The sequence below is a fragment of the Methylobacterium sp. WSM2598 genome, assembly GCF_000379105.1.
Taxonomy (GTDB): Bacteria; Pseudomonadota; Alphaproteobacteria; order Rhizobiales; family Beijerinckiaceae; genus Methylobacterium.
In genome coordinates this window covers 2,906,941-2,927,227 of the sequence record NZ_KB900609.1, presented here as the reverse complement: position 1 = coordinate 2,927,227, position 20,287 = coordinate 2,906,941, and the positions used below count along the sequence as shown (strand labels likewise).

Annotated in this window: 13 protein-coding genes; 8 read left to right on the top strand and 5 right to left on the bottom strand. The window is 73.6% G+C overall.

The window, feature by feature from the left end; translation table 11 throughout:
- Window positions 1-171: 171 nt before the first annotated feature.
- Window positions 172-1,128 (bottom strand): polyphosphate kinase 2 family protein, encoded by a 957-nt coding sequence (locus tag MET2598_RS0113690; RefSeq protein WP_018261210.1) that lies wholly within the window; start codon window positions 1,126-1,128, stop codon window positions 172-174.
- Window positions 1,129-1,211: 83 nt separating this feature from the next.
- Between MET2598_RS0113690 and MET2598_RS0113685 the strand changes: the two genes are divergently transcribed.
- The 4 genes from MET2598_RS0113685 to MET2598_RS43380 all read left to right on the top strand — a co-directional run bounded on the left by MET2598_RS0113685 (window position 1,212) and on the right by MET2598_RS43380 (window position 8,977).
- The gene (locus MET2598_RS0113685; RefSeq protein WP_012335032.1) at window positions 1,212-1,805 is read left to right on the top strand and encodes a histidine phosphatase family protein; all 594 of its coding nucleotides are present in this window, start codon (window positions 1,212-1,214) and stop codon (window positions 1,803-1,805) included.
- A gap of 331 nt (window positions 1,806-2,136) precedes the next feature.
- Window positions 2,137-6,201: a Pls/PosA family non-ribosomal peptide synthetase gene (locus tag MET2598_RS0113680; RefSeq protein ID WP_018261209.1), complete on the top strand. Its 4,065-nt coding sequence runs from the start codon at window positions 2,137-2,139 to the stop codon at window positions 6,199-6,201.
- Between the two features lie 293 nt (window positions 6,202-6,494).
- Complete coding sequence (locus MET2598_RS0113675) at window positions 6,495-7,832, top strand: lipopolysaccharide biosynthesis protein (protein WP_018261208.1); 1,338 nt, start codon at window positions 6,495-6,497, stop codon at window positions 7,830-7,832.
- Window positions 7,829-8,977, top strand: a complete 1,149-nt coding sequence (locus MET2598_RS43380) for a GNAT family N-acetyltransferase (protein WP_018261207.1) — start codon at window positions 7,829-7,831, stop codon at window positions 8,975-8,977. The genes MET2598_RS0113675 and MET2598_RS43380 overlap by 4 nt, the downstream gene beginning before the upstream one ends.
- A gap of 302 nt (window positions 8,978-9,279) precedes the next feature.
- On the opposite strand, the gene MET2598_RS0113665 is transcribed toward MET2598_RS43380, so the two are convergent.
- The 4 genes from MET2598_RS0113665 to MET2598_RS0113650 form a co-directional block, all read right to left on the bottom strand.
- The gene (locus tag MET2598_RS0113665) at window positions 9,280-10,950 is read right to left on the bottom strand and encodes a methyl-accepting chemotaxis protein (protein ID WP_018261206.1); all 1,671 of its coding nucleotides are present in this window, start codon (window positions 10,948-10,950) and stop codon (window positions 9,280-9,282) included.
- Window positions 10,951-11,225: 275 nt separating this feature from the next.
- Window positions 11,226-11,714 (bottom strand): tRNA (N6-threonylcarbamoyladenosine(37)-N6)-methyltransferase TrmO, encoded by a 489-nt coding sequence (gene tsaA / locus MET2598_RS0113660; RefSeq protein WP_018261205.1) that lies wholly within the window; start codon window positions 11,712-11,714, stop codon window positions 11,226-11,228.
- Window positions 11,711-14,005, bottom strand: a complete 2,295-nt coding sequence (locus tag MET2598_RS0113655; RefSeq protein WP_012335026.1) for an amylo-alpha-1,6-glucosidase — start codon at window positions 14,003-14,005, stop codon at window positions 11,711-11,713. The genes tsaA and MET2598_RS0113655 overlap by 4 nt, the downstream gene beginning before the upstream one ends.
- 256 nt (window positions 14,006-14,261) lie before the next feature.
- The gene (locus MET2598_RS0113650; protein WP_018261204.1) at window positions 14,262-15,392 is read right to left on the bottom strand and encodes a glycosyltransferase family 4 protein; all 1,131 of its coding nucleotides are present in this window, start codon (window positions 15,390-15,392) and stop codon (window positions 14,262-14,264) included.
- A 358-nt stretch (window positions 15,393-15,750) separates the two neighbouring features.
- On the opposite strand from MET2598_RS0113650, the gene rpmI reads away from it, so the two are divergent.
- The 4 genes from rpmI (at window position 15,751) to pheT (ending at window position 20,242) form a co-directional block, all read left to right on the top strand.
- The gene (gene rpmI / locus MET2598_RS0113645; RefSeq protein ID WP_012335024.1) at window positions 15,751-15,951 is read left to right on the top strand and encodes a 50S ribosomal protein L35; all 201 of its coding nucleotides are present in this window, start codon (window positions 15,751-15,753) and stop codon (window positions 15,949-15,951) included.
- Between the two features lie 52 nt (window positions 15,952-16,003).
- Window positions 16,004-16,381, top strand: coding sequence for a 50S ribosomal protein L20 (gene rplT, locus MET2598_RS0113640; protein WP_012335023.1), 378 nt, complete (start codon window positions 16,004-16,006; stop codon window positions 16,379-16,381).
- Window positions 16,382-16,653: 272 nt separating this feature from the next.
- Window positions 16,654-17,736: a phenylalanine--tRNA ligase subunit alpha gene (gene pheS, locus MET2598_RS0113635; protein ID WP_018261203.1), complete on the top strand. Its 1,083-nt coding sequence runs from the start codon at window positions 16,654-16,656 to the stop codon at window positions 17,734-17,736.
- 79 nt (window positions 17,737-17,815) lie between these two features.
- Window positions 17,816-20,242, top strand: a complete 2,427-nt coding sequence (gene pheT, locus MET2598_RS0113630) for a phenylalanine--tRNA ligase subunit beta (protein ID WP_018261202.1) — start codon at window positions 17,816-17,818, stop codon at window positions 20,240-20,242.
- The last annotated feature ends 45 nt before the right edge of the window (window positions 20,243-20,287 follow it).

Below are 20,287 nucleotides of genomic sequence, written 5' to 3'. Positions count from 1 at the left end.
AGAAGTTTAGTGCGCGAGACCTTCCCGCCTCGCCGCAGAGCCGCTCCCTTTCCGGAGAAATCCTCAAGTCGGGGCGTGATGTTGTGGTTTCGTCCGCATCGGCCACGAACGAGAATGGATTACCCGGCCGATCTCCTCGATGATCTCCGCAAGATCTCCGTACAGGTCGGCTCAATCCGGCACGGTGATGCTGTCGAGTTCCTCGGGCGGCTTCGGATATTGCGGGTTCATCGCTTCGAGCGTGTCCGCGATGGTGCGCGCCACGATGAGGTTGCGGAACCACTTCTGGTTCGCCGGGACCACGTACCAGGGGGCGTGGTCGGTGGCGCAGCGCGTGAGCGCGTCCTGGAAGGCGGCCTGGTAATCGTCCCAGGCCTCCCGCTCGACGAGGTCGGCGGGGTCGAACTTCCAGCGCTTCTGCGGGTCCTTGAGCCGGCTCTCCAGCCGGCGTTTCTGCTCGTCGCGGGAGATGTGCAGGAAGAACTTGAGCACCGTGGTGCCCGACAGGGTCAGGAGCCGCTCGAAATCGTTGATGAGGCCGTAGCGCTCGCACCAGACCGGCTCGGGCACCAGCTTCTTGACCCGCACGATCAGCACGTCCTCGTAGTGGCTGCGGTTGAACACCGTGATCATGCCGCGGCCTGGCGTGTGCTGGTGGTAGCGCCAGAGGAAGTCGTGATCGAGCTCCTCCCGGCTCGGCGTCTTGAAGGACCAGACTTGGCAGCCCTGCGGGTTCACCCCTTCGACGACGTGCCGGATGGTGCCGTCCTTGCCGCCGGTGTCGATCGCCTGCAGCACGACGAGCAGGCTGCGGTGGTGCTCGGCGTAGAGGCGCTCCTGGAAGGCCTGGATCCGGGCCCGCTCGACCGCGAGGGCGGTCACGGCGGCCTCTTTGTCGGCGTCCTTGGGCGCGTTCGGGTCGATGGCCGCGAGGGAGAAGGGCGCGTCCGGCCGCACCACGGCGAGGCCGGGCCCGGGCACCGGCCGGGCGGCCGCGTAGGCCGCCATCGAGCCGGGGCTCCGCGCCTCGAATTCCGCCGCCGCGGCGGCCCAGGCGGAGGAGTGCGGGTGCGGCCCGTGCGGCACCGGCGCCGGCTCGGGCTTGCGGTTGGGCTTGTTCTTCGCCATCGGGGAGCGTGCACCGGGGAGAGCGGGATGCGATCGTTAACGGAACCGTCCGGACGGCGTTCCGCGCCGGGGAGCGGCCGGGAATGAGCCGTCCCCCGCTCTACTTTGTGCGCCATGGCGAGACCGATTGGAATGCCGAGGGCCGCCTCCAGGGCCAGCGCGACACGCCCCTGAATCCGAGGGGCTTCGCCCAGGCCGAGGCGGTGGGCGAGCGCCTCGCCGCCCTGCTCGGCGCGGGGGCGCCGGAGGCCGCCTACCTGGCGAGCCCGCTCACGCGCACCCGCCAGACCATGGAGACCCTGCGCCGCCGGCTCGGGCTCGCCCCGGAGGCCTACGCCACCGATCCCCGTCTGAAGGAACTCGGCTTCGGGGCCTGGGAGGGCCGCACCCTGCGGGAGATCCGCGTCGCGGACCCGCGCGGCTACGCGGCGCGCAACCACGACCGCTGGGGCCATCGCCCGCCGGGGGAGGGGGCGGAGAGCTACGCGATGCTCCTCGCGCGGGTGCGCCCGGTCCTCGACGGCCTCGACGGGCCGACCGTGATGGTGGCGCACGGGGGCGTCGCCCGGGCGGTGCTGGTCGCGGGCGGGCACGCCTCGCCCGCCGAGGCGCCCCATCGCGACATCTGGCAGGGCCGCGTGCTGGTCATCGACGCGGCCGGCCCTCGCTGGATCTGATGCGCGGCGGATCGGCACGCGGCCCGGACCGGAGAGGTCCGCCGGACCGGACAGGTCCGCCGGACCGGACAGGTCCGGATGACGGGGCGGGGCCGCGCGAATGCGGCGTGGCGGGTGGACGGCCCGGCGCCCGAGAGGGTAAGCCACCGCGGCCCGGGGCCGTTCATCGGAGGGACATCCGGCCGGATGATCCTGGGCCGTTGCGCGACCGCGCCAGAATCGTACGAATTCGGGTCGCGCGCGTTGCCTCGCAGGCCGGACCGCCCGTGAGCACGCGGGACGCCGTCCCGGACGGGGCGGCGCGCATCGGCCCGGGGCCGTGGAGCAGAGCATGAGTCAGACCGCCGGGATCGCCCGTTCGACCTCCGCCGAGACCGCTCACCGGGCGGTTCTGCGCGGCGCCGCGCGGCCTGACCTTCTCCGCGACGAGGTGCTGGCCGAGCTGTTCCGCGACACGGCGCGCCGCCGCGGCGCCCATCCGGCCCTCATCGACGGGGCGAGCGCCCAGAAGACGCGCCTCTCCTACGCCGAGGTCGATGCCCGCTCGGACGCGATCGCGAGCGGGCTCTCCGCCCGCGGCATCGGCCCGGGCGACGTGGTCGGCCTGTGGATGGCGCGCTCGCCCGAGCTGCTGGTGGCGCAGATCGGGATCACCAAGGCGGGCGCCGCCTGGCTGCCCTTCGACGCCGAGGCGCCGGCCGACCGCGTCGCGGTCTGCCTGGATGACGCCGCCGCCAAGGCGATCCTCGTGTCGGAGTCCCTGAAGGGCCAGGCCCCCGCGGGCACGCAGGCGCTCACCCCGGCGGAGATCGCCGGCGAGGCGCCGGGCCCGGCCCCCGACCTGCGCGCCGCGGGCCTGACGCCGGAGCATCCGGCCTACCTGATCTACACCTCGGGCTCGACCGGCGTGCCCAAGGGCATCGTCATCAGCCACCGCAACATCTGCCACTTCCTGCGCTCGGCCAACGACCTCTACGGCCTCGCCGAGGACGACGTGGTGTTCCAGGGCGCCTCGGTCGCCTTCGACCTCTCGATGGAGGAGATCTGGGTCCCCTACCTCGTCGGCGCGACCCTGTTCGTGGCGAGCCCCGCCATGATGGGCGACGCCGAGGCCCTGCCCGGCCTCCTCGCGGCGAACGGGATCACGGTGCTCGACACGGTGCCGACCCTGCTCGCCCTGATGACGCAGGACGTGCCGAGCCTGCGGCTGATCCTGCTCGGCGGCGAGGCGCTGCCCGAGCCCCTGGTCGCCCGCTGGGCCACCCCGACCCGGCGGCTGTTCAACACCTACGGGCCGACCGAGGCGACCGTGGTCGCCACCGCGGCCGAGATCCGGCCGGGCGACCCCGTCACGATCGGCGGGCCGATCGCCAACTACACCGCCTATATCGCGGACGAGCACCTCGCCCTGGTCGGCCCGGGCGTGCAGGGCGAGCTCCTGATCGGCGGCCCCGGGATCGCCGCGGGCTACCTCGCCCGGCCGGAGCTGACGCGGGAGAAGTTCATCCCCAACCCCTACGGCGGCGACGGCTCCGACCCGGTGCTCTACCGCTCGGGCGACGCCGTCTCCCTCGACCCGCAGGGGCGCATCCTCTTCCACGGCCGCATCGACGACCAAGTGAAGATCCGCGGCTTCCGGGTGGAGCTCGGCGAGATCGAGGCGCGGATCCGGGCGCAGCCCGGGATCGGGCAGGCCGCCGTCGTGCTGCGCCAGGACGACGGGGTGGACCGGCTGGTGGCCTTCCTGGTGCCGGAGCGCGGGGCGGAGATCGAGACGCCGCGCCTGCGCGCGGCGCTCGCCGCGACCATGCCGCCCTACATGGTGCCCGGCCATTTCGAGGTGACGGCCTCGCTGCCGATCCTGGCCGCCTCCGGCAAGGTCGACCGCAAGGCGCTGCGCGCCGCGCCCCTCACCGCCCCGGCCTCCACGGGCGAGCAGGAGGAGCCGGCGAACGAGACCGAGGCGGCGCTCCTCGTCGCGGCCAAGCGCGCCTTCGGCAACGTCGCGATTCCCTTCGAGGCGGATTTCTTCTCCGACCTCGGCGGCCACTCGCTCCTCGCCGCGCGCTTCGTCGGCGCCGTGCGCGAGGTGCCGGTCCTGGCCTCGATCACCCTCCAGGACGTCTACGCGCACCGCACCCTGCGGGCGATGGCCGAGAGCCTGATCGCGCGGACCGGCGGGGTCGGCACCGAGGCCGCAACGCGGGATCTCTCCTTCGCGCCGCCGCCCCTCCGGCGCCGCTTCCTCTGCGGCCTCGCCCAGGCGGCGGTGCTGCCCTTCATCATCGCCCTCTCCACCGCGCAGTGGCTCGGCATCTTCGTCACCTACCTGCTGATCACGGGCGGCGACCTCGGCTTCTTCGAGGAGATGGCGGTGCTGCTCCTCGTCTATATGGGGCTCAACGCGGTCACGGCGCTCACCGCGATCGCCGCCAAGTGGCTGGTGCTCGGCCGCACCCGGCCCGGGCGCTACCCGCTCTGGGGCACCTACTATTTCCGCTGGTGGCTGACCCAGCGCCTGACGCCCCTGGTCCACGTCAAGTGGCTGCAGGGCTCGCCGATGATCCGCATCTACCTGCGGCTGCTCGGCGCCCGGATCGGCGAGGACGCGATCATCTCGGACATCGACGTCGGGGCGGCGGACCTGCTCAGCGTCGGGCGCGGCGCCTCGCTGGGCGGGCGCCTCGTCATCGCCAACGCGGAGATCGTCGGCGACGAGCTGGTGATCGGCCCGGTCGTGATCGGGGAGAACGTCGCGGTCGGCACCTCCTGCGTCATCGGCCACGGCGCCCGGCTGGAGGATTTCTGCGAGATCGGCGACCTGACGACGGTGCCGGCCGGCACGGTGGTGGGCCGCGCCGAGATCTGGGACGGTTCGCCCGGCCGCAAGGTCGGCACGGTCGACCTCTCGGCCATCCCGCAGCCGCCGCCCGTGTCGAGACCCCGGCGCGCCGCCTTCTTCGTGACCTACGCGGCGCTGCTCGCGGGCGTCCCGGCCATCGGCCTGCTGCCGATCTTCCCGGCCTTCTACATCTTCGACCAGATCAGCGACTCGCTCGCGACCCTGACCGACGTCGACTACCACCTCTACCTGCCGCTCCTGACCTGGCCGACCGCCATGCTGATGACGGCCGCGACGGTGTTCCTGATCGCGGCGATCCGCTGGCTGGTCCTGCCGCGCCTGCGGGCCGGCAGCTACCCGGTCGACAGCGGCGTGTACCTGCGCAAATGGGCGGTGGCGCTCGCCGCCGAGGTGATGCTGGAGACGCTCTCCTCGCTCTTCGCCACGGTCTATATGCGGGCGTGGTACCGGCTGATGGGGGCCGGGATGGGGCTCGGGGCCGAGATCTCCACCAACCTCGCGGGGCGCTACGACCTCGCCGAGGTGGGCGCGCGCAACTTCATCGCCGACGAGGTCGTGTACGGCGAGGAGGAGGTGCGCCACGGCTACATGCACCTCGCGCCCGTCAGCACCGGGTCGCGGGTCTTCGTCGGCAACGACGCGGTGGTGCCGCCCGGCACCGTGATCCCGGACGACGTGCTCATCGGCATCAAGTCGAAGCCGCCGGGCAACGCGCGGATGGGCCCCGGCGAGACCTGGTTCGGCTCGCCGCCGATCAAGCTGCCGACCCGCCAGAAGGTCGATCTCGGCCAGCGCCAGACCTTCGAGCCGGGGATCTGGCCGCGGATCGGGCGCGGGGTGTTCGAGGCCTTCACCTCGTCCTTCTCGCCGATGCTGTTCATCACCTGCGCGATCATCGCCATCGATTTCGTGTTCTACCCGGCGATCCTGGCCGGGGACTGGCTCGGGCTGGCGGTGAGCTTCGTGGTCACCAGCGTGGTGATCGCGGTGGTGCAGACGCTGGTGGTGATCGCCGTGAAGTGGCTGCTGATGGGCGCCTACCGGCCGGGCATGCACCCGATGTGGTCGTGGTGGGCGATGCGCACGGAGGCGGTGGCGGTGATGTACTGGGGCCTCGCCGGCCGGGTGCTGCTGGAGCACCTGATGGGCACGCCCTTCCTGCCCTGGGTGCTGCGCCTGTTCGGCACCCGCACGGGCCAGGGCGTCTGCCTGCTCGCCACGGACATCACCGAGTTCGACTGCGTGACGATCGGGGATTATTCCGCGATCAACCGGATGTCGGCGCTCCAGACCCACCTCTACGAGGACCGGGTGATGAAGGTCGGGCGGGTGGCGCTCGGGCGGGGGGTGACGGTCGGCGCCTTCGCGACGGTGCTGTACGACACCGAGGTCGGCGACTTCGCCCGGCTGCGCCCGCTCACCGTGATCATGAAGGGCGAGTCGATCCCCTCCGACAGCGAGTGGGAGGGCTCCCCGGCCGTGCCCGTCGTGCACGCGCCGGCCGAGCCGGCCGAGGCGGCGCGGGCCGCCTGAGGGCGGGTCCCGCTCCGGCCGCGGCATCCGGAGCGGGCGCGGCCCGGTCAGGACCGCCAGACCAGGCTGCCGCGCAGCCCGTGATCCGCCGCCCGCGCCCCGACCTGCCCCGCGCAGGACAGCCCGACCGTCGGCGCCGGCGGCCCCGGACGCGGTGGGCCGGGCCGGCGCCGACAGGCGCGGTCGGCCCTGGCCGAATCCCTCCGATCGGCTTAACCCGCGCGCAATCCCCCGGCCCCTAAACTCGCCATTGCGGCGGCGCATCGCCAAGTCGCGCCCACCAGGTGTTCCCCATGGCGGCCGGGGCCTCTCTCAGCGACGCGTCGGCTTCCGTGGCGGGCCTCGCGCGCATGGCCGTCGCGGTGTTCGGCGTGCGGGTCGCCGCCGCGGGCTGCGCGCTCCTCGCCCAGGTGCTGATGGCGCGGGCCATGGGGCCCGCCGAGTACGGGATCTTCGCGGCGGTCTGGGTCTGGACGGCGCTCCTCGGCCACGCCTCCACCTGGGGCCTGTCGCAGGCGGCCTCCCGCTTCCTGCCGGAATACCGGGCGACGGGGACGGCGGCGCGGGGGCGGGGCTTCCTGGTGTTCGGGGCCGCGCTCTCCCTGGCCGCCGGGACGCTGCTCGCCGGGACCGGAGCCGCCCTCCTCGCCCTCGCGCCGGGCCTCGTGGAGCCCGGCCTGCGCGGGCCGCTGCTGCTCGGCGCCCTGGTCCTGCCGCTCGTCGCCCTGCAGGATTTCTGCGAGGGCGTCGCGCGGGGCCAGACCTGGACCCTGCTGGCCATCGCGCCGCCCTACCTGCTGCGGCAGGCGCTGCTAGCGGCGGCGATGCTGGCCGCGGTGGCCGCGGGGGCGCCCCCGCTCGCCGCGACCGCGGTCGCCTGCATGCTGGCCGCCACCGCCCTCTCCCTGGCGCTGCAGGGGGCCGCGCTCCTGGGGCGCCTCGCGCGCCTGCTGCCGCCCGGCCCGGGCGCCTATCCGTGGCGCGGCTGGATGCGCACCGCGCTGCCGCTCGCCCTCGTCGACTTGGCCGGCTCGGGCTTCAACTTCGCGGACATTCTGGTGCTCGGCTTCCTGCTGCCCCCCGAGGCGGTCGGGCTCTACTTCGCGGCGACCCGCCTCGTGCAGGTCGTGGCCTTCGTCGCCTACGCGGCCTCCGCGGTCGCGGCCCCGCGCTTCGCGGAGGCGCAGGCCCGGGGCGACCGGGCCGGCCTCGCGCGCCTCGTGCGGCACTGGGCGCGCCTGACGTTCCTCGCCGTCCTGGCGACGGGGCTCGCGATCCTGGCCGCGGCGCCCGTGCTGCTCGGGCTGTTCGGCGCCGATTTCCGGGCCGGGCTGCCGCTCCTCGCGCTCCTGGTCGCCGGGCACGCCCTGGCGGCCGCCTTCGGCCCGGCGGAGGACGTGCTGAGCATGCTCGGGGCCGAGCGCCTCTGCGCGGCCCTCACGGGCGCGCTCCTCGTCCTCACGGTCGCCCTGATGCTGGCCCTGGTGCCGCCCCTCGGGGTGCTCGGGGCGGCGCTCGCCGCCGCCCTCATCGTCGCGCTGCGCGGCCTCCTCCTGGCCCTGGCCGCGCGGCGGCGCCTCGGCCTCGCCACGGCGGCCATCGGCCCCACCCGTCCCGAGGCCGCCCCGTGAACGCCCCGTTCTCCCCGCGCGGCGCCTCCGCCTCGCTCGCGCCCGAGATCGTCCCGGCCGCCTCCCTCGACCCCGCCGCCTGGGACGCCCTCGTGGCGCGCGCGGCGGCGCCCTCGCCGGATTACGGCCGGCGCATGATCGCGGCCCACCTCGCCCACGGGCTCGCCCCGCCGGACCTCGCCTGCGTGGTCGTCCGGGACGGGCCGGCGCTGCTGGCGCTGCTGCCGATCCGGCCCGCGCGCCCGATGCTGCGAAGGAGCGCCGCGCCCTTCACCGCCCCGCTCATCACGGCGACGGCGCCCCTCGTCGCCGAGGGCCCCGCTTTCGCGCCCGCCCTCGCGGCGCTGGTGGCGGGCCTCGCGCGCGTCTCGGACAGCTGGCGCTGGCCGCTCCTGCCCGCGGGCACGCCCGCCGGCGCCGGGCTCCTCGCCGCGATGGCGGAGGCCGGCTGGGGCGTCGAGACCGTCTCGCGCTTCGCGCGGCCGGTCCTCGACCGTTTCCCGGACCACGCCGCCTGCCTCGCCGCGGCGCCGAGCCGCAACCGGGTCAAGGACCTGCGGCGGCGGCGGCGGCGCCTCGACGCGCTCGGCGCCGTGCGCGTCGAGACGGTCGGGCCGGCGGGCGACCTCGGCGCCGCCTGCGCGGCCTTCCTCGCCCTGGAGCGGGCCGGCTGGAAGGGCCGGGTCGGCACCGCGCTGGCGAGCCGCCCCGCCACGGCCGCCTTGGCGGCCGATCTGTTCGGGGCGGGGGAGGGGCCGGTCACCGCCCGGGCGGACCTGCTGCGCCTCGACGGCGTGCCGATCGCCGCGAGCGTGGCGCTGACCTGCCGCCGGACCGTGTTCCTCCTGAAGACGGCCTACGACGAGCGCTACGCCGCCTTCGCGCCCGGCGCCCTGCTGGAGGCGGAGATCGTCCGCGCCCTGCACGAGGGATCCGAGGCCGACCGGCTCGATTCGGCGACGCAGGACAGCCGCGTCCTGGCGGACCTCTATCCGGGGCGCAGCGAGATCGTCGGCTTCGCGGCCTCGGCGCCGGGCGGCCCGCCGGTCGCCGCCCTGGCGGCCGCCCTGCGGCGCTCGGGGGCGTGGCGCGCGCGGGCGGCCGCCCTGCGGGCCTGGCTGCGACGGGCCGCCGCGCGGGGCTGATGCGGGGCGGAACCTGCCCGGCCCCGGCGGTCGCTCGCGGCGGATCTCGCCCTACGGTTCTCGCCTGATCGGTCCGGCATCGCCGTCCGACGCCCATCCGGCGCCAATCAGGACAGACCGCCGAGAGCCAGGATCGCGCTCAGGCCCGGCGCAAGTCCGACCCGGTCGGGCGGAGATCGCGTCATACGCCATCCGGTTGATCGAAGCGGATCCCGGATCACCCGACACGGGGCGGACGGCCCCGCGCCCCGTCGCTGCGCGAATGTCGGATCACGCCCCGTCAAGGACCTGCGCCGCGAGCCTCACGCGGCGGAGAGGGCCGAGAGGAAGCCGCTCACCTCGCGGGTGAGGGTGTCGGAGCAGTCCGACACCGCGTTGGCGGCCTCCAGCACCCGGGCGGCCGCGTCGCCCGTCAGGCCCGCGCCGCGGTGCAGCTCGGTCACGGTCTGCGTCACCTGCGCGGTCCCGGCGGCGGCCTCCTGCGCGCTGCGGGCGATCTCGCGGGTCGCGCCGCCCTGTTGCGAGACGGCCGCCGCGATGCCGCCCGCCGCGTCCGACATCGTGGCGATCACGCGGCCGATGCGGCCGAGATCCGCCACTGCCGCCCGCGTGGCGGCCTGGATCTCGCCGATATGACCGGCGATCTCCTCCGTTGCCCGGGAGGTCTGCCCGGCGAGGCTCTTCACCTCGGCGGCGACGACCGCGAAGCCGCGGCCCGCCTCGCCGGCCCGCGCCGCCTCGATCGTGGCGTTCAAGGCCAGCAGGTTCGTCTGCGCCGCGATGTCGGAGATCACCGCCACGACGCGGCTGATCCGCTCGGCGCTCGCCGCCAGCTGCTGCACGCTGGCATCGGTGCGGCGGGCATCCTCCTGCGCCTGGCCGGCCACCTGCGAGGAGGCGTCGACCCGCTCGACGATCTCCTGGATCGAGGCCGACATCTCCTCCGTGGCCGCCGCCACGGTCGCCACGTGCGACGAGGTCCGCTGCGCCGCCCCGGACACGATCTGCGCGTCGCGGGTCGCCACGTCGGCGGTCTCCACCAGCGTGCGGGCCTGATCCTCCATCGCCCGCGCCGCCGCCGCGACCTGCCTCACCAAGCCCCCGACGCTCTCCTCGAAGCGCTGCCCGAGGGCGGCCTGCTGCGCCCGGCGCTCGGCGCTCGCCCGGCGCTCGCCCTCGGCCTCCCGGCCGCGCAGGGTCTCGGCCTCGCGCATCGCCTCGGCGAAGACCGCCATGCTGGCCCAGATCTCGCCGATCTCGTCCCGGCGCCGCACCGCCTGCGGCAGCCGCACCTCGCCCGCGGCGAGGGCCCGGATCGCCGCCGTGACCTGCTGCAGCGGCCGCCCGATCTGGCGCTGGGCCACCAGGGCCCCGAGCGCGACCGAGGCCAGCGCTCCGCCGAGGGCGAGCCCGAGCAGCAGCCGCATGCGGTCGTCGGCGAGGCGCCGCGCCTGCCCCTCGATCGCCGCGACGGAATCCTGGCTGTGGGCGGTCAGCGCGTCGATGCTGACCTGGAAGGCCTTGCGGTTGGCCCGGTTCGCCTCGTTGTTGCCCTGCAGGGCCGCGGCCTGGGGCGAGACCTCGCGGGCGAGCCGCACCGTCTCGAGCCGGAAGCTCCGGAAGGCCGCCGCCCCCTTGACCACCGCCTCGAGCAGGGGCCTTTCCTCGTCCGGGACGAGGGGGGTCCAGCGGGCGAGGAGCGCGTCGACCGCGTCGAGCGAGGCCACGAGCCCGTCCGCGAAGGGCCGCGCCTCCGCGACGTCCTTCGCGGCGTAGATCCCGCGGGACTCCATCACGGCGGCCGTGACGAGGCGGTTCAGCCGCTCGCTGTAGAGCGCCCGGGTCGAGGTCGCCCGCACCGCTTCCAGGTCGCCGCCGACCGCCGCCAGGAAGTGCACGGCCAGCGCCGCCACCAGGAGCGTCACGCCCCCGAGCGCGCCCATGAGGGCGAGCAGCTTGCTTCGGATCCGCATAGGCAAGACCAAATATCGATACAGACGGATCCGGTTCTATCGGCGACTGTTTGATAAAATGTAACTCATCTGAACCCTTCAGAAGTCGTCGCGCCTAGTTCGATGCAGGCGCGCTTCGAAGATTAGGGCCGCGGCGGCGCAGACATGGCAGGTCTCCGATGCGGCGCGGACAAGACCAGGCCGCCTCAGCAACGGAAGCGGGAAGGCAGACCATCCGGCCTGACGGAGCGCTGCCGGCCGCCGCGACGCGGCCTGGACTGCCCCGGCCGCCGCCCTCAGGCCTCGTGCCAGCCGACCCGCGCCCCGGGCTTTGAGTCGGTCGAGGCGAAGTAGGGCTTGATGTCGAGGAGCGGGGTCCCGTCGAGGCAGTCGAGGCCGCGCACGGCGAGCCGGTGCCCGGCGATGCCGAGGAGGTCGACGACCGCGAGGGCGATCGGGTTCGGCCGCGCCGGCGAGCGCAGCGCGAAGGTGCCGCGCGGGCCGGCGGCGTGGCGCGGGCGCTGCACCAGCAGCGAGCGCGGCGCCCGGTCCATCCAGTAGAGGAGGATCAGGTGGGTCGTGCCGTCGAGGGCGAGGAGGCCCGGGGCGAAGCGCGGGTCGAGCTCGACCGTGCAGGCGGCGTCCGACTGCGCCGCGTTGCGCGGGCATTCCTCGCGGCGCGTCCAGGGGGTGCGCAGGCGCCCGATGAAGTGGAGGCCGGCGTCGAATTCGGCGGGGAGGGGGATGCCCTCCTCGCCGGGGCGCAGGCCGAACTCGCCGCTCACTTCATCAGCACCACCTGCGCGTCGCCCTTGCGGCGCAGGACGTTGACCGTCACGTCGGGGCCGTGGCGGTGGAGCAGGAGGTCGACGCGGGAGGGGCCGAGCTTCAGGTTGCGGATCAGCACCCGGTCGAGGAAGCCCGGCAGGATCGGGTCGCGGAAGCGGATCCGGTTGCGGTCGTGGCGCAGTTCGAGGCCGAGGCAGGCAGCCAGGAAGGCGAAGGGCGCCGCGGCCGCCCAGGCCTGCGGGCTGCAGGCCACCGGGTAATTGGTGGGCCCGCGCTGGTTGCGCTGGCTGAAGCCGCAGAACAGTTCCGGCAGCCGCCGCCCGTCCTGGTAGAGCGACGCGCCGTGCTGGCCCTCGAAGACCCGCGCCGCCGCCGCCTTGTGGCCGTAGCGGGCGAGGCCCAGCGCCACGATGGCGTTGTCGTGCGGCCAGATCGAGCCGTTGTGGTAGGACATCGGGTTGTAGCGCGCCTCGCCCTGCGCGATCGTGCGCACGCCCCAGCCGTTGAACCCGTCCTTGGACATCAGCACCTCGGCGACGCTCGCCGCCCGCTCGGGCAGCGCGATGCCGGTGAAGAGGGCGTGGCCGGCATTGGAGGCCCGCACCGCGCAGGGGCGCTTCTCCCCGTCGAGGGCGAGGGCGTAGGTGCCGATCTCCGGCAAGTAGAACGCCCGGTCGAAGGCGGTCCGCAGGCGCTCGGCGGCGTCCTTCAGGCGCTCCGACAGGGCGACGTGGCCGAGCACGCCCGCGAGCTTCGAGGCGGCGCGCTTGGCGGCGTAGACGTAGCCCTGCACTTCGCAGAGCGCGATCGGGCCCTGGGCCATGCGGCCGTCCGCGTGGAAGATCGAGTCGTGGCTGTCCTTCCAGCCCTGGTTGGCGAGGCCCTTGTCGGTCTCCCGGGCGTACTCGACGAAGCCGTCGCCGTCCCGGTCGCCGTAGGTGTCGATCCATTCGAGGGCGGCCAGGATGTTCGGCCAGATCGCCTGGACGGTCGCCCTGTCGCCGGTCTGCTCGAAATACTGGCCGGCCAGCATCACGAAGAGCGGCGTCGCGTCGATCGTGCCGTAGTAGAGCGCGAAGGGCACCTCGCCGAGATTGGCCATCTCGCCGTGGCGGGTCTCGTGCAGGATCTTGCCCGGCTGGGCATCGGCCGCCGGGTTGTTGGTCCTCGCCTGGGTCGCCGCGAGGTAGCGCAGCACGCCCCTGGCGATGTTGGGGTCGATCCAGAGCGTCATCATCGCCGTGATGATGCCGTCGCGGCCGAACACCGTGCTGTACCAGGGGATGCCCGCGTAGGGGTAGATCCCGTGGGTCGTGCGGGTCGCCAGCATGTAGAGGTCGGCGGTGGCCCGGCAGGCCGCCTCGTTGAACTGGTCGTTCGAGCTCTCGATGGTGGTGATGTCGGCGGTGGCCGCGCGCAGGTCGCGGCGCGCGTCGCGGTAGGCCAGCGCGAAGGCCATGCCCTCGCCCTTGGCGTGGCCCTCCTCGCGGCGCGGGTTGGGGTAGACCGGGGAGGAGGTGGGCAGGGCGCTGCCGGTCACGGCGACCAGCGCGTCGGCCTTGACGTCGCTCGCATCGAACACCGCCCGCACGAAGATCGAGGCCCGGCCGCCGGGGGCGAGGCGGATCTCGAACTCGGCCCGGTGCGGCTCGATCACGGTCGGGGCGGGGCCGAAGCGCAGGCGGGTGGTGCGCAGCCGGTTGTCGAGGCCCTGGTAGCGGAAGGTGACCTCGTCGGGCCGCGTGACCACGACGCTGCGCTGGCCGCGCCGCTCGCGGGTGGCGCCGCGGACCTCGAACAGATCGCGGAAATCCGCGTCGAAGGTCAGGGCGAGGCGCAGGTGCCGGGGCCGGGTGTCGTAGTTGCGCAGCCCGATCCGGTCGTAGCAGGTGCCACGGAACATGAACTTGGTGCGGTCGAGGGCGATGATCTCGCGCGGGATCGAGGTCTCGTCGCCCGCGTCGAGGCGGATGTCGGGCGTGGTCATGTCGACCGAGAGCGCGCCGTTGTCGTCCTGGATCACCGAGCCGAGCAGGAGCGGGCGCTGGCCCTCCACCGTGAGCTGGAGGCGCGACAGGAACCGGGTGTCCTGGAAGTACAGGCCCTCGGGCCCGGGGAAGACCCCGATGTCGCCGTAGCTGTCCAGCACCGCGAACGCGTCGCCGTGCTTGAGAGAGCGCAGGGGCCGCTCGACCAGGGAGGTCTGGGCCTCGATGTGGTACTGGGGCAGGGGCTCGTCGTCGGGGACGCCGGGAAAGGGGCTCCTCTCCTGCACGGTCGCGGCCATCGGGGCGGGTCTCCAGGTCTCGAGGGCAGGACGCGTCGGGCGCGCGGCCCGAATCACTGCGCCCCCATAGGCCCGCCAATGTGGGCCATCCTGCGGCTCGCGCCAGGGGCAGGAGGCCGCGAGGCGGCTTTCCCGACCTGGGCCCCCGGCTCAGACGCCGTCCGGACGATCACGTCCGGACGGCGATCACACGCACGAAGGCCCGGCCTCCGCGGGAAGGCCGGGCCTTTCGCCGTCCCGTGCGGGACGGATCGGGTCAGAGCGGCCAGAGGCCGGCCGGCTTCGCCCCGTGCACGCCGTTCGCGGCGCCCGCCCCGATCTCGGGGCGCCGCCCCGGCAGCTTGATCGCCGCCGCGTCGGCGGCGAGCAGCGACTCGTAGGCGTTGAGGTAGGTGTTGGCCATCACGGTCGCGGTGAAGCGCGTGTCGAAGTAGCGGCGCACCGCCTGGCGGCTCATGCCCTTCACGGTCTCGACGGCGGCCACGGCCTCGTCCATGGACTCGACCAGGACGCCCGACACGCCGTCCTTGATGACTTCCGGCACCGAGCCGTTGCGCCACGCGATCACCGGCGTGCCCGCCGACATCGCCTCGATCATCACCAAGCCGAACGGCTCCGGCCAGTCGATCGGGAACGCGAGCGCCAGGGCGTTGCCGAGAAACTCGTGCTTCTGGTCCTCGTTGATCTCACCGATATACTCGATGAGCGGGTGATGGGTCATCGGCTCGATGACCTCGTCCCAGTATTCCTGGTCGGCCTTGTCGACCTTGGCGGCGATCTTGAGCTTGACGCCGGCGCGCTTGGCCATCTCGATGGCGCGGTCGGGGCGCTTCTCGGGCGAGATGCGGCCCAGGAAGGCGAGGTAGCCGCCGTCCCTCGGCGCGGCCGAGAAGCGGCAGTTCTCCGTCGGCAGGCCGTGATGGATCGTCGCCAGCCAGTTGGCGTTCGACGGCATCGGGCCGCGCTGGTGGTCGGAGATCGACACGAGCGGCATGCCCGTGAAGGTCCGGTAGACCGGCATGAAGTCCGGCACGTCGAGGCGCCCGTGCAGGGTCGTGACGCACTTGTGGTTCAGGTCCTCGAACAGCGGATACTGCAGGAGGTCGATGTGGAAGTGGATGATGTCGAATTCGTCCGCCCGCCGGCGCAGGTGGTAGAGCATGGCGAGGTGGCTCGCCACGTGGTCGCGGATGCCGGCGAGGCGCAGGCCCTCGGGGGCGCAGGCGACCAGCTTGGCGCTCGTCTCCGAGTCGCCGCTCGCGAACAGGGTCACGTCGTGGCCCTGGCGCACCAGCTCCTCCGTCAGCCACGAGACCACACGCTCGGTGCCTCCGTAGAACTTGGGCGGCACGGCCTCTGCGAGGGGGGCGATCTGGGCTATGCGCACGACGAATTCTCCTGAGACGCCAATCGTTGGCGGGATCAAGCACGATCGGGCCTGAGCGGGACATGAACAGAACCGCGACGCCACGCTTATGGTTCCGGTGCGTCGCACAAGACGAGGGGCGGCGCGGCGTCGTCCCCGCTGCGCACAGGGCGCCCCGGGTCCCTGCCGCCCGGCGCGGGCGCCGCGGCGCCCGGCAAGCCGTGATTGCGGGCCGGGATCGGCTGTGCTAGAGCGCGCGCCTCGACCGAACCGCCCGGCCGTGAGGGCTGCCGTGGCGGTTCGCTTCGCTCCACGCAACCGATGCGCGTGACGGTCGGGCTCCTCCGGAGCCCGGTCCCCGCGCGTTCAGGAGAGCCAAATGCCCAAGCTCAAGACCAAGTCGGGCGCCAAGAAGCGCTTCAAGATCACCGGGACCGGCAAGGTCCTGTACGCCCAGGCCGGCAAGCGCCACGGGATGATCAAGCGGACCACGAAGCAGATCCGCAACCTGCGCGGCACGACCACCCTGTTCGAGGGCGACGCCGCCAACGTGAAGAAGTTCTTCCTGCCGAACGGCTGAGAGCTTCCGAGCCGCGATCCGTCTGTTTCGTAGAATTGTTCAGGAGATCATCATGGCACGCGTCAAGCGCGGCGTAACGAGTCACGCCAAGCACAAGAAGGTGCTGAAGGCCGCCAAGGGCTATTACGGCCGGCGCAAGAACACGATCCGCATCGCCAAGCAGGCGGTGGAGAAGGGCCTCCAATACGCCTACCGCGACCGGAAGAACCGGAAGCGCAACTTCCGCTCGCTGTGGATCCAGCGCCTCAACGCGGCGGCCCGGGAGCACGGCCTGACCTATTCGCGCCTGATCGACGGGCTCGCCAAGGCGGGCATCGTCGTGGACCGCAAGGCGCTCTCCGAGCTCGCCATCCACGAGCCGGCGGCCTTCGCGGCCGTGGTCGAGCAGGCCCGGGCGGCCCTGCCGGCCGAGACCGCGCAGGCGGCGTAGCGGCGGCGCTTCCGGGGGCTCGGCCCGCCCGGGGGCTGCATGGTTCGACGGCCCGCCCTCGCGCGGGCCGTTTCCGTTTGGGCGGCGCCGCGCGCCGCGGTTTGGGCGGCGCCGCGCGCCGCGGTTTGGGCGGCGCCGCGCGCCGCGGTTTGGGCGGCGCCGCGCGCCGCGGTTTGGGCGGCGCGCCGCGCGCGAGGCCGGGCGGCATCGCGGCGGCTTGACCGCCCGTGCCTCGCGGGGCAGGGCATCCGGCGCGATCCGGCAGGGACACGATGACCGATCTTCACAGCCTCGAATCCGACCTCCTGGCGCAGGTCGAGGGCGCCGCCGACGAGGCCGCGCTCGAAGGCGTGCGGGTGGCCGCCCTCGGCAAGAAGGGCGCCGTCTCCGAACTCCTGAAGACCCTGGGGAGCCTGTCGCCCGAGGAGCGCCGGGAGCGCGGCCCGCTGATCAACGGACTTCGCGACCGGGTCCAGGGCGCGATCCTGGCCCGCCGCGAGACGCTCGCCGAGGCGGCCCTCGCGGCGCGGCTCTCCGCCGAGCGCATCGACGTGACGCTCCCGGTGCGCGAGGGCCCCGAGACGCGCGGGCGCGTCCATCCGATCACCCAGGTGATCGACGAGATCACGGCGATCTTCGGCGACATGGGCTTCGCGGTGGCCGAGGGGCCGGACATCGAGACGGACGACCTCAACTTCACGGCCCTGAACTTCCCCGAGGGCCATCCGGCCCGGGAGATGCACGACACCTTCTTCCTGCCGCCGGGCCGCGACGGGACGCGCAAGCTCCTGCGCACCCACACCTCGCCGGTGCAGGTCCGCACGATGCGCAGCCAGCAGCCGCCGATCCGGGTGATCTGCCCCGGCCGCACCTACCGGCACGATTCCGACCAGACCCACACGCCGATGTTCCACCAGGTCGAGGGCCTGGTGATCGACCGCACGGCGACGCTCGCCCACCTGAAGTGGATCCTGGAGGAGTTCTGCAAGGCGTTCTTCGAGGTCGAGAGCGTGAAGATGCGCTTCCGGCCCTCGTTCTTCCCGTTCACGGAGCCCTCCGCCGAGGTCGACATCCAGTGCTCGCGCAAGGGCGGGGAGATCCGCTTCGGCGAGGGCGACGACTGGCTGGAGATCCTGGGCTGCGGCATGGTGCACCCGAACGTGCTGCGCCAGTGCGGCCTCGACCCGGACGAGGTGCAGGGCTTCGCCTGGGGCATGGGCATCGACCGCATCGCGATGCTCAAGTACGGCATGCCGGACCTGCGCCCGTTCTTCGAGGCGGACGTGCGCTGGCTCGACCATTACGGCTTCCGGCCCCTCGACATTCCGAGCCTCGTCGGCGGGCTCACGGGCTGAGGGCGGCGTCGCGGTTCCCCGTCGCCCCCCGCCCGGACGCGCAAGTCCCGACTCCCTTCCAGCCAACGGCCGGCGCCCCATGAAATTCACCCTCTCCTGGCTCAAGGACCACCTCGACACCGACGCGTCCCTCGACGTCATCGTCGAGACGCTGACCCGCATCGGGCTCGAAGTGGAGCGCGTCGAGAACAGGGCGGCGGACCTCGCCGCCTACCGGATCGCCGCCGTGCTCACCGCCGAGCCGCATCCCAATGCCGACCGGCTGCGGGTCTGCACCGTCGATCTCGGGGACGGGGCCGCGCCCGTCCAGGTCGTCTGCGGCGCGCCGAACGCGCGGGCGGGCATGCGCAGCGTCTTCGCGCCGCCCGGCACCTACGTGCCGGGCAAGAACATCACCCTGTCGGTCGGCACGATCCGGGGCGTCGAGAGCCGCGGCATGCTCTGCTCGGGGGCCGAGCTCGGCCTCTCGGAGGACCACGACGGCATCCTCGACCTGCCGGCGGACGCGCCCGTGGGCGAGACCTACGCGGCCTATGCGGGCCTCGACGACCCGGTGATCGAGATCAACCTGACGCCGAACCGGCCCGACTGCACGGGCGTCGCCGGCATCGCCCGCGACCTCGCGGCGGCCGGGCTCGGGCGGCTCAGGCGCGAGACCCTGCCGGCCCTGCGCGGGGAGGGGCCCTGCCCGGTCGCGGTGACCCGCGCCCTCGCCCCCGAGGACGGCCATCTCTGCCCCCTCTTCGGCCTGCGGCTCGTGCGCGGCGTGCGCAACGGCCCCTCGCCCGAATGGCTGCAGCGCCGCCTCAAGGCGATCGGCCTGCGGCCGATCAATGCGCTGGTCGACATCACGAACTTCATCACCTTCGACCGCGGCCGGCCGCTCCACGTCTTCGACGCCGCCAAGGTGAGGGGGGACCTCACGGTGCGCCGGGCGCGCGAGGGCGAGGAGCTCCTCGCCCTCGACGGCCGGACCTACCAGCTCGACGACGGGATCGTGGTCATCGCCGACGCGGCGGGGCCGGAATCGATCGCCGGCATCATGGGCGGGGAGCCTTCGGGCTGCGACGAATCCACCACCGACGTGCTGATCGAATCGGCGCTCTGGGACCCGCGCACCATCGCCCGGACCGGGCGGCGGCTCGGGATCATCACGGATGCCCGCTACCGGTTCGAGCGCGGCGTCGACCCGGCCTTCACCCTGCCCGGCCTCGACCTCGCGACCCGGATGGTGATCGAGCTCTGCGGCGGCGTCCCGACCGAGGCGACGGTCGCGGGCGAGAGGCCCGAGACCGACCGCGTCATCGATTTCCCCTGGACGGAGGTGCGCCGCCTCTCGGGGCTCGACCTGCCGCGGCCCGAGATGAAGGTGACGCTGGAGGCGCTGGGCTTCCACGTCTCCGGCAGCGGCGACCGGGTCAAGGTGCTGCCGCCCTCCTGGCGGCCGGACGTCGAGGGCAAGGCCGACCTCGTCGAGGAGATCGTGCGCATCGCCGGCCTCGACCGGATCGAGCCGAAGCCGCTGCCGCGGGTCGAGGCGGCGGTGATCCGCCCGGTCCTGACGGTGCTGCAGAAGCGCACCCGCCTCGCCAAGCGCGAACTCGCCGCGCGCGGCCTCGTCGAGGCGGTGACGTGGTCCTTCATCGCCAAGGCGGATGCCGAGGCGTTCGGCGGCGGGCGGCCGGACCTGGCGCTGGCGAACCCGATCGCGGCGGACCTCTCGGACATGCGCCCGAGCCTGCTGCCCGGCCTGTTGCGGGCGGGCCAGCGCAACGCCGACCGGGGCTACCCGGACGTCGCCCTGTTCGAGGTCGGGCAGTGCTTCGCCTCCGACGCGCCCGAGGGCCAGACCATGCGGGCGGCGGCCCTGCGGCGGGGCAGCGCGCGCGCCGCCGGCGCGGGCCGGCACTGGGACGGCGCGGCGCGGCCGGTCGACGCCTACGAGGCAAAGGCGGATGCGCTGGCGCTGCTCACGGCCCTCGGCGTGCCGGTCGGCGGGCTGCAGGTCGTGGCCGGCGGGCCGGACTGGTTCCATCCCGGCCGCTCCGGCACGCTGCAATTCGGGCCGAGGACCCCGATCGGGCATTTCGGCGAAGTGCATCCCCGGGTGCTCAGGGCGCTCGACGTGAAGGGACCGGTCGTCGCCTTCGAGATCGTGCTCGACGCCCTGCCCCTGCCCAAGCACCGGCCGACCAAGGTCAAGCCGGCCGCGAAGCTCTCGGATTTCCAGCCGCTGAGCCGCGACTTCGCCTTCGTGGTGGGCCGCGACGTCGCGGCCGGCGACATCCTGCGCGCCGTGCAGGGGGCCGAGCGGACGCTCGTCGCGGGGGCCGAGGTCTTCGACGTCTACGAGGGGCCGGGGATCGGGGCGGACCAGAAGTCCGTCGCGGTCGCGGTGCGGCTGCAGCCGGTTGACCGCACCCTCACGGAGGCCGACATCGAGGCGGTGAGCGCCCGGATCGTCGCCGAGGTGGCGAAGAAGACCGGCGCCACGCTGCGGGGCTGACGCCCGGCGCCGGGCGGGTCCGGGGAAGGGGCGATGACGGACGCG

Excerpts from the sequence above, each read along its gene's own strand:
- MET2598_RS0113690 (WP_018261210.1), bottom strand. The coding sequence starts at position 1,128 with ATGGCGAAGAACAAGCCCAACCGCAAGCCCGAGCCGGCGCCGGTGCCG.
- MET2598_RS0113685 (WP_012335032.1), top strand. The coding sequence starts at position 1,212 with ATGAGCCGTCCCCCGCTCTACTTTGTGCGCCATGGCGAGACCGATTGG.
- MET2598_RS0113680 (WP_018261209.1), top strand. The coding sequence starts at position 2,137 with ATGAGTCAGACCGCCGGGATCGCCCGTTCGACCTCCGCCGAGACCGCT.
- MET2598_RS0113675 (WP_018261208.1), top strand. The coding sequence starts at position 6,495 with ATGGCGGCCGGGGCCTCTCTCAGCGACGCGTCGGCTTCCGTGGCGGGC.
- MET2598_RS0113665 (WP_018261206.1), bottom strand. The coding sequence starts at position 10,950 with ATGCGGATCCGAAGCAAGCTGCTCGCCCTCATGGGCGCGCTCGGGGGC.
- MET2598_RS0113655 (WP_012335026.1), bottom strand. The coding sequence starts at position 14,005 with ATGGCCGCGACCGTGCAGGAGAGGAGCCCCTTTCCCGGCGTCCCCGAC.
- rpmI (WP_012335024.1), top strand. The coding sequence starts at position 15,751 with ATGCCCAAGCTCAAGACCAAGTCGGGCGCCAAGAAGCGCTTCAAGATC.
- rplT (WP_012335023.1), top strand. The coding sequence starts at position 16,004 with ATGGCACGCGTCAAGCGCGGCGTAACGAGTCACGCCAAGCACAAGAAG.
- pheS (WP_018261203.1), top strand. The coding sequence starts at position 16,654 with ATGACCGATCTTCACAGCCTCGAATCCGACCTCCTGGCGCAGGTCGAG.
- pheT (WP_018261202.1), top strand. The coding sequence starts at position 17,816 with ATGAAATTCACCCTCTCCTGGCTCAAGGACCACCTCGACACCGACGCG.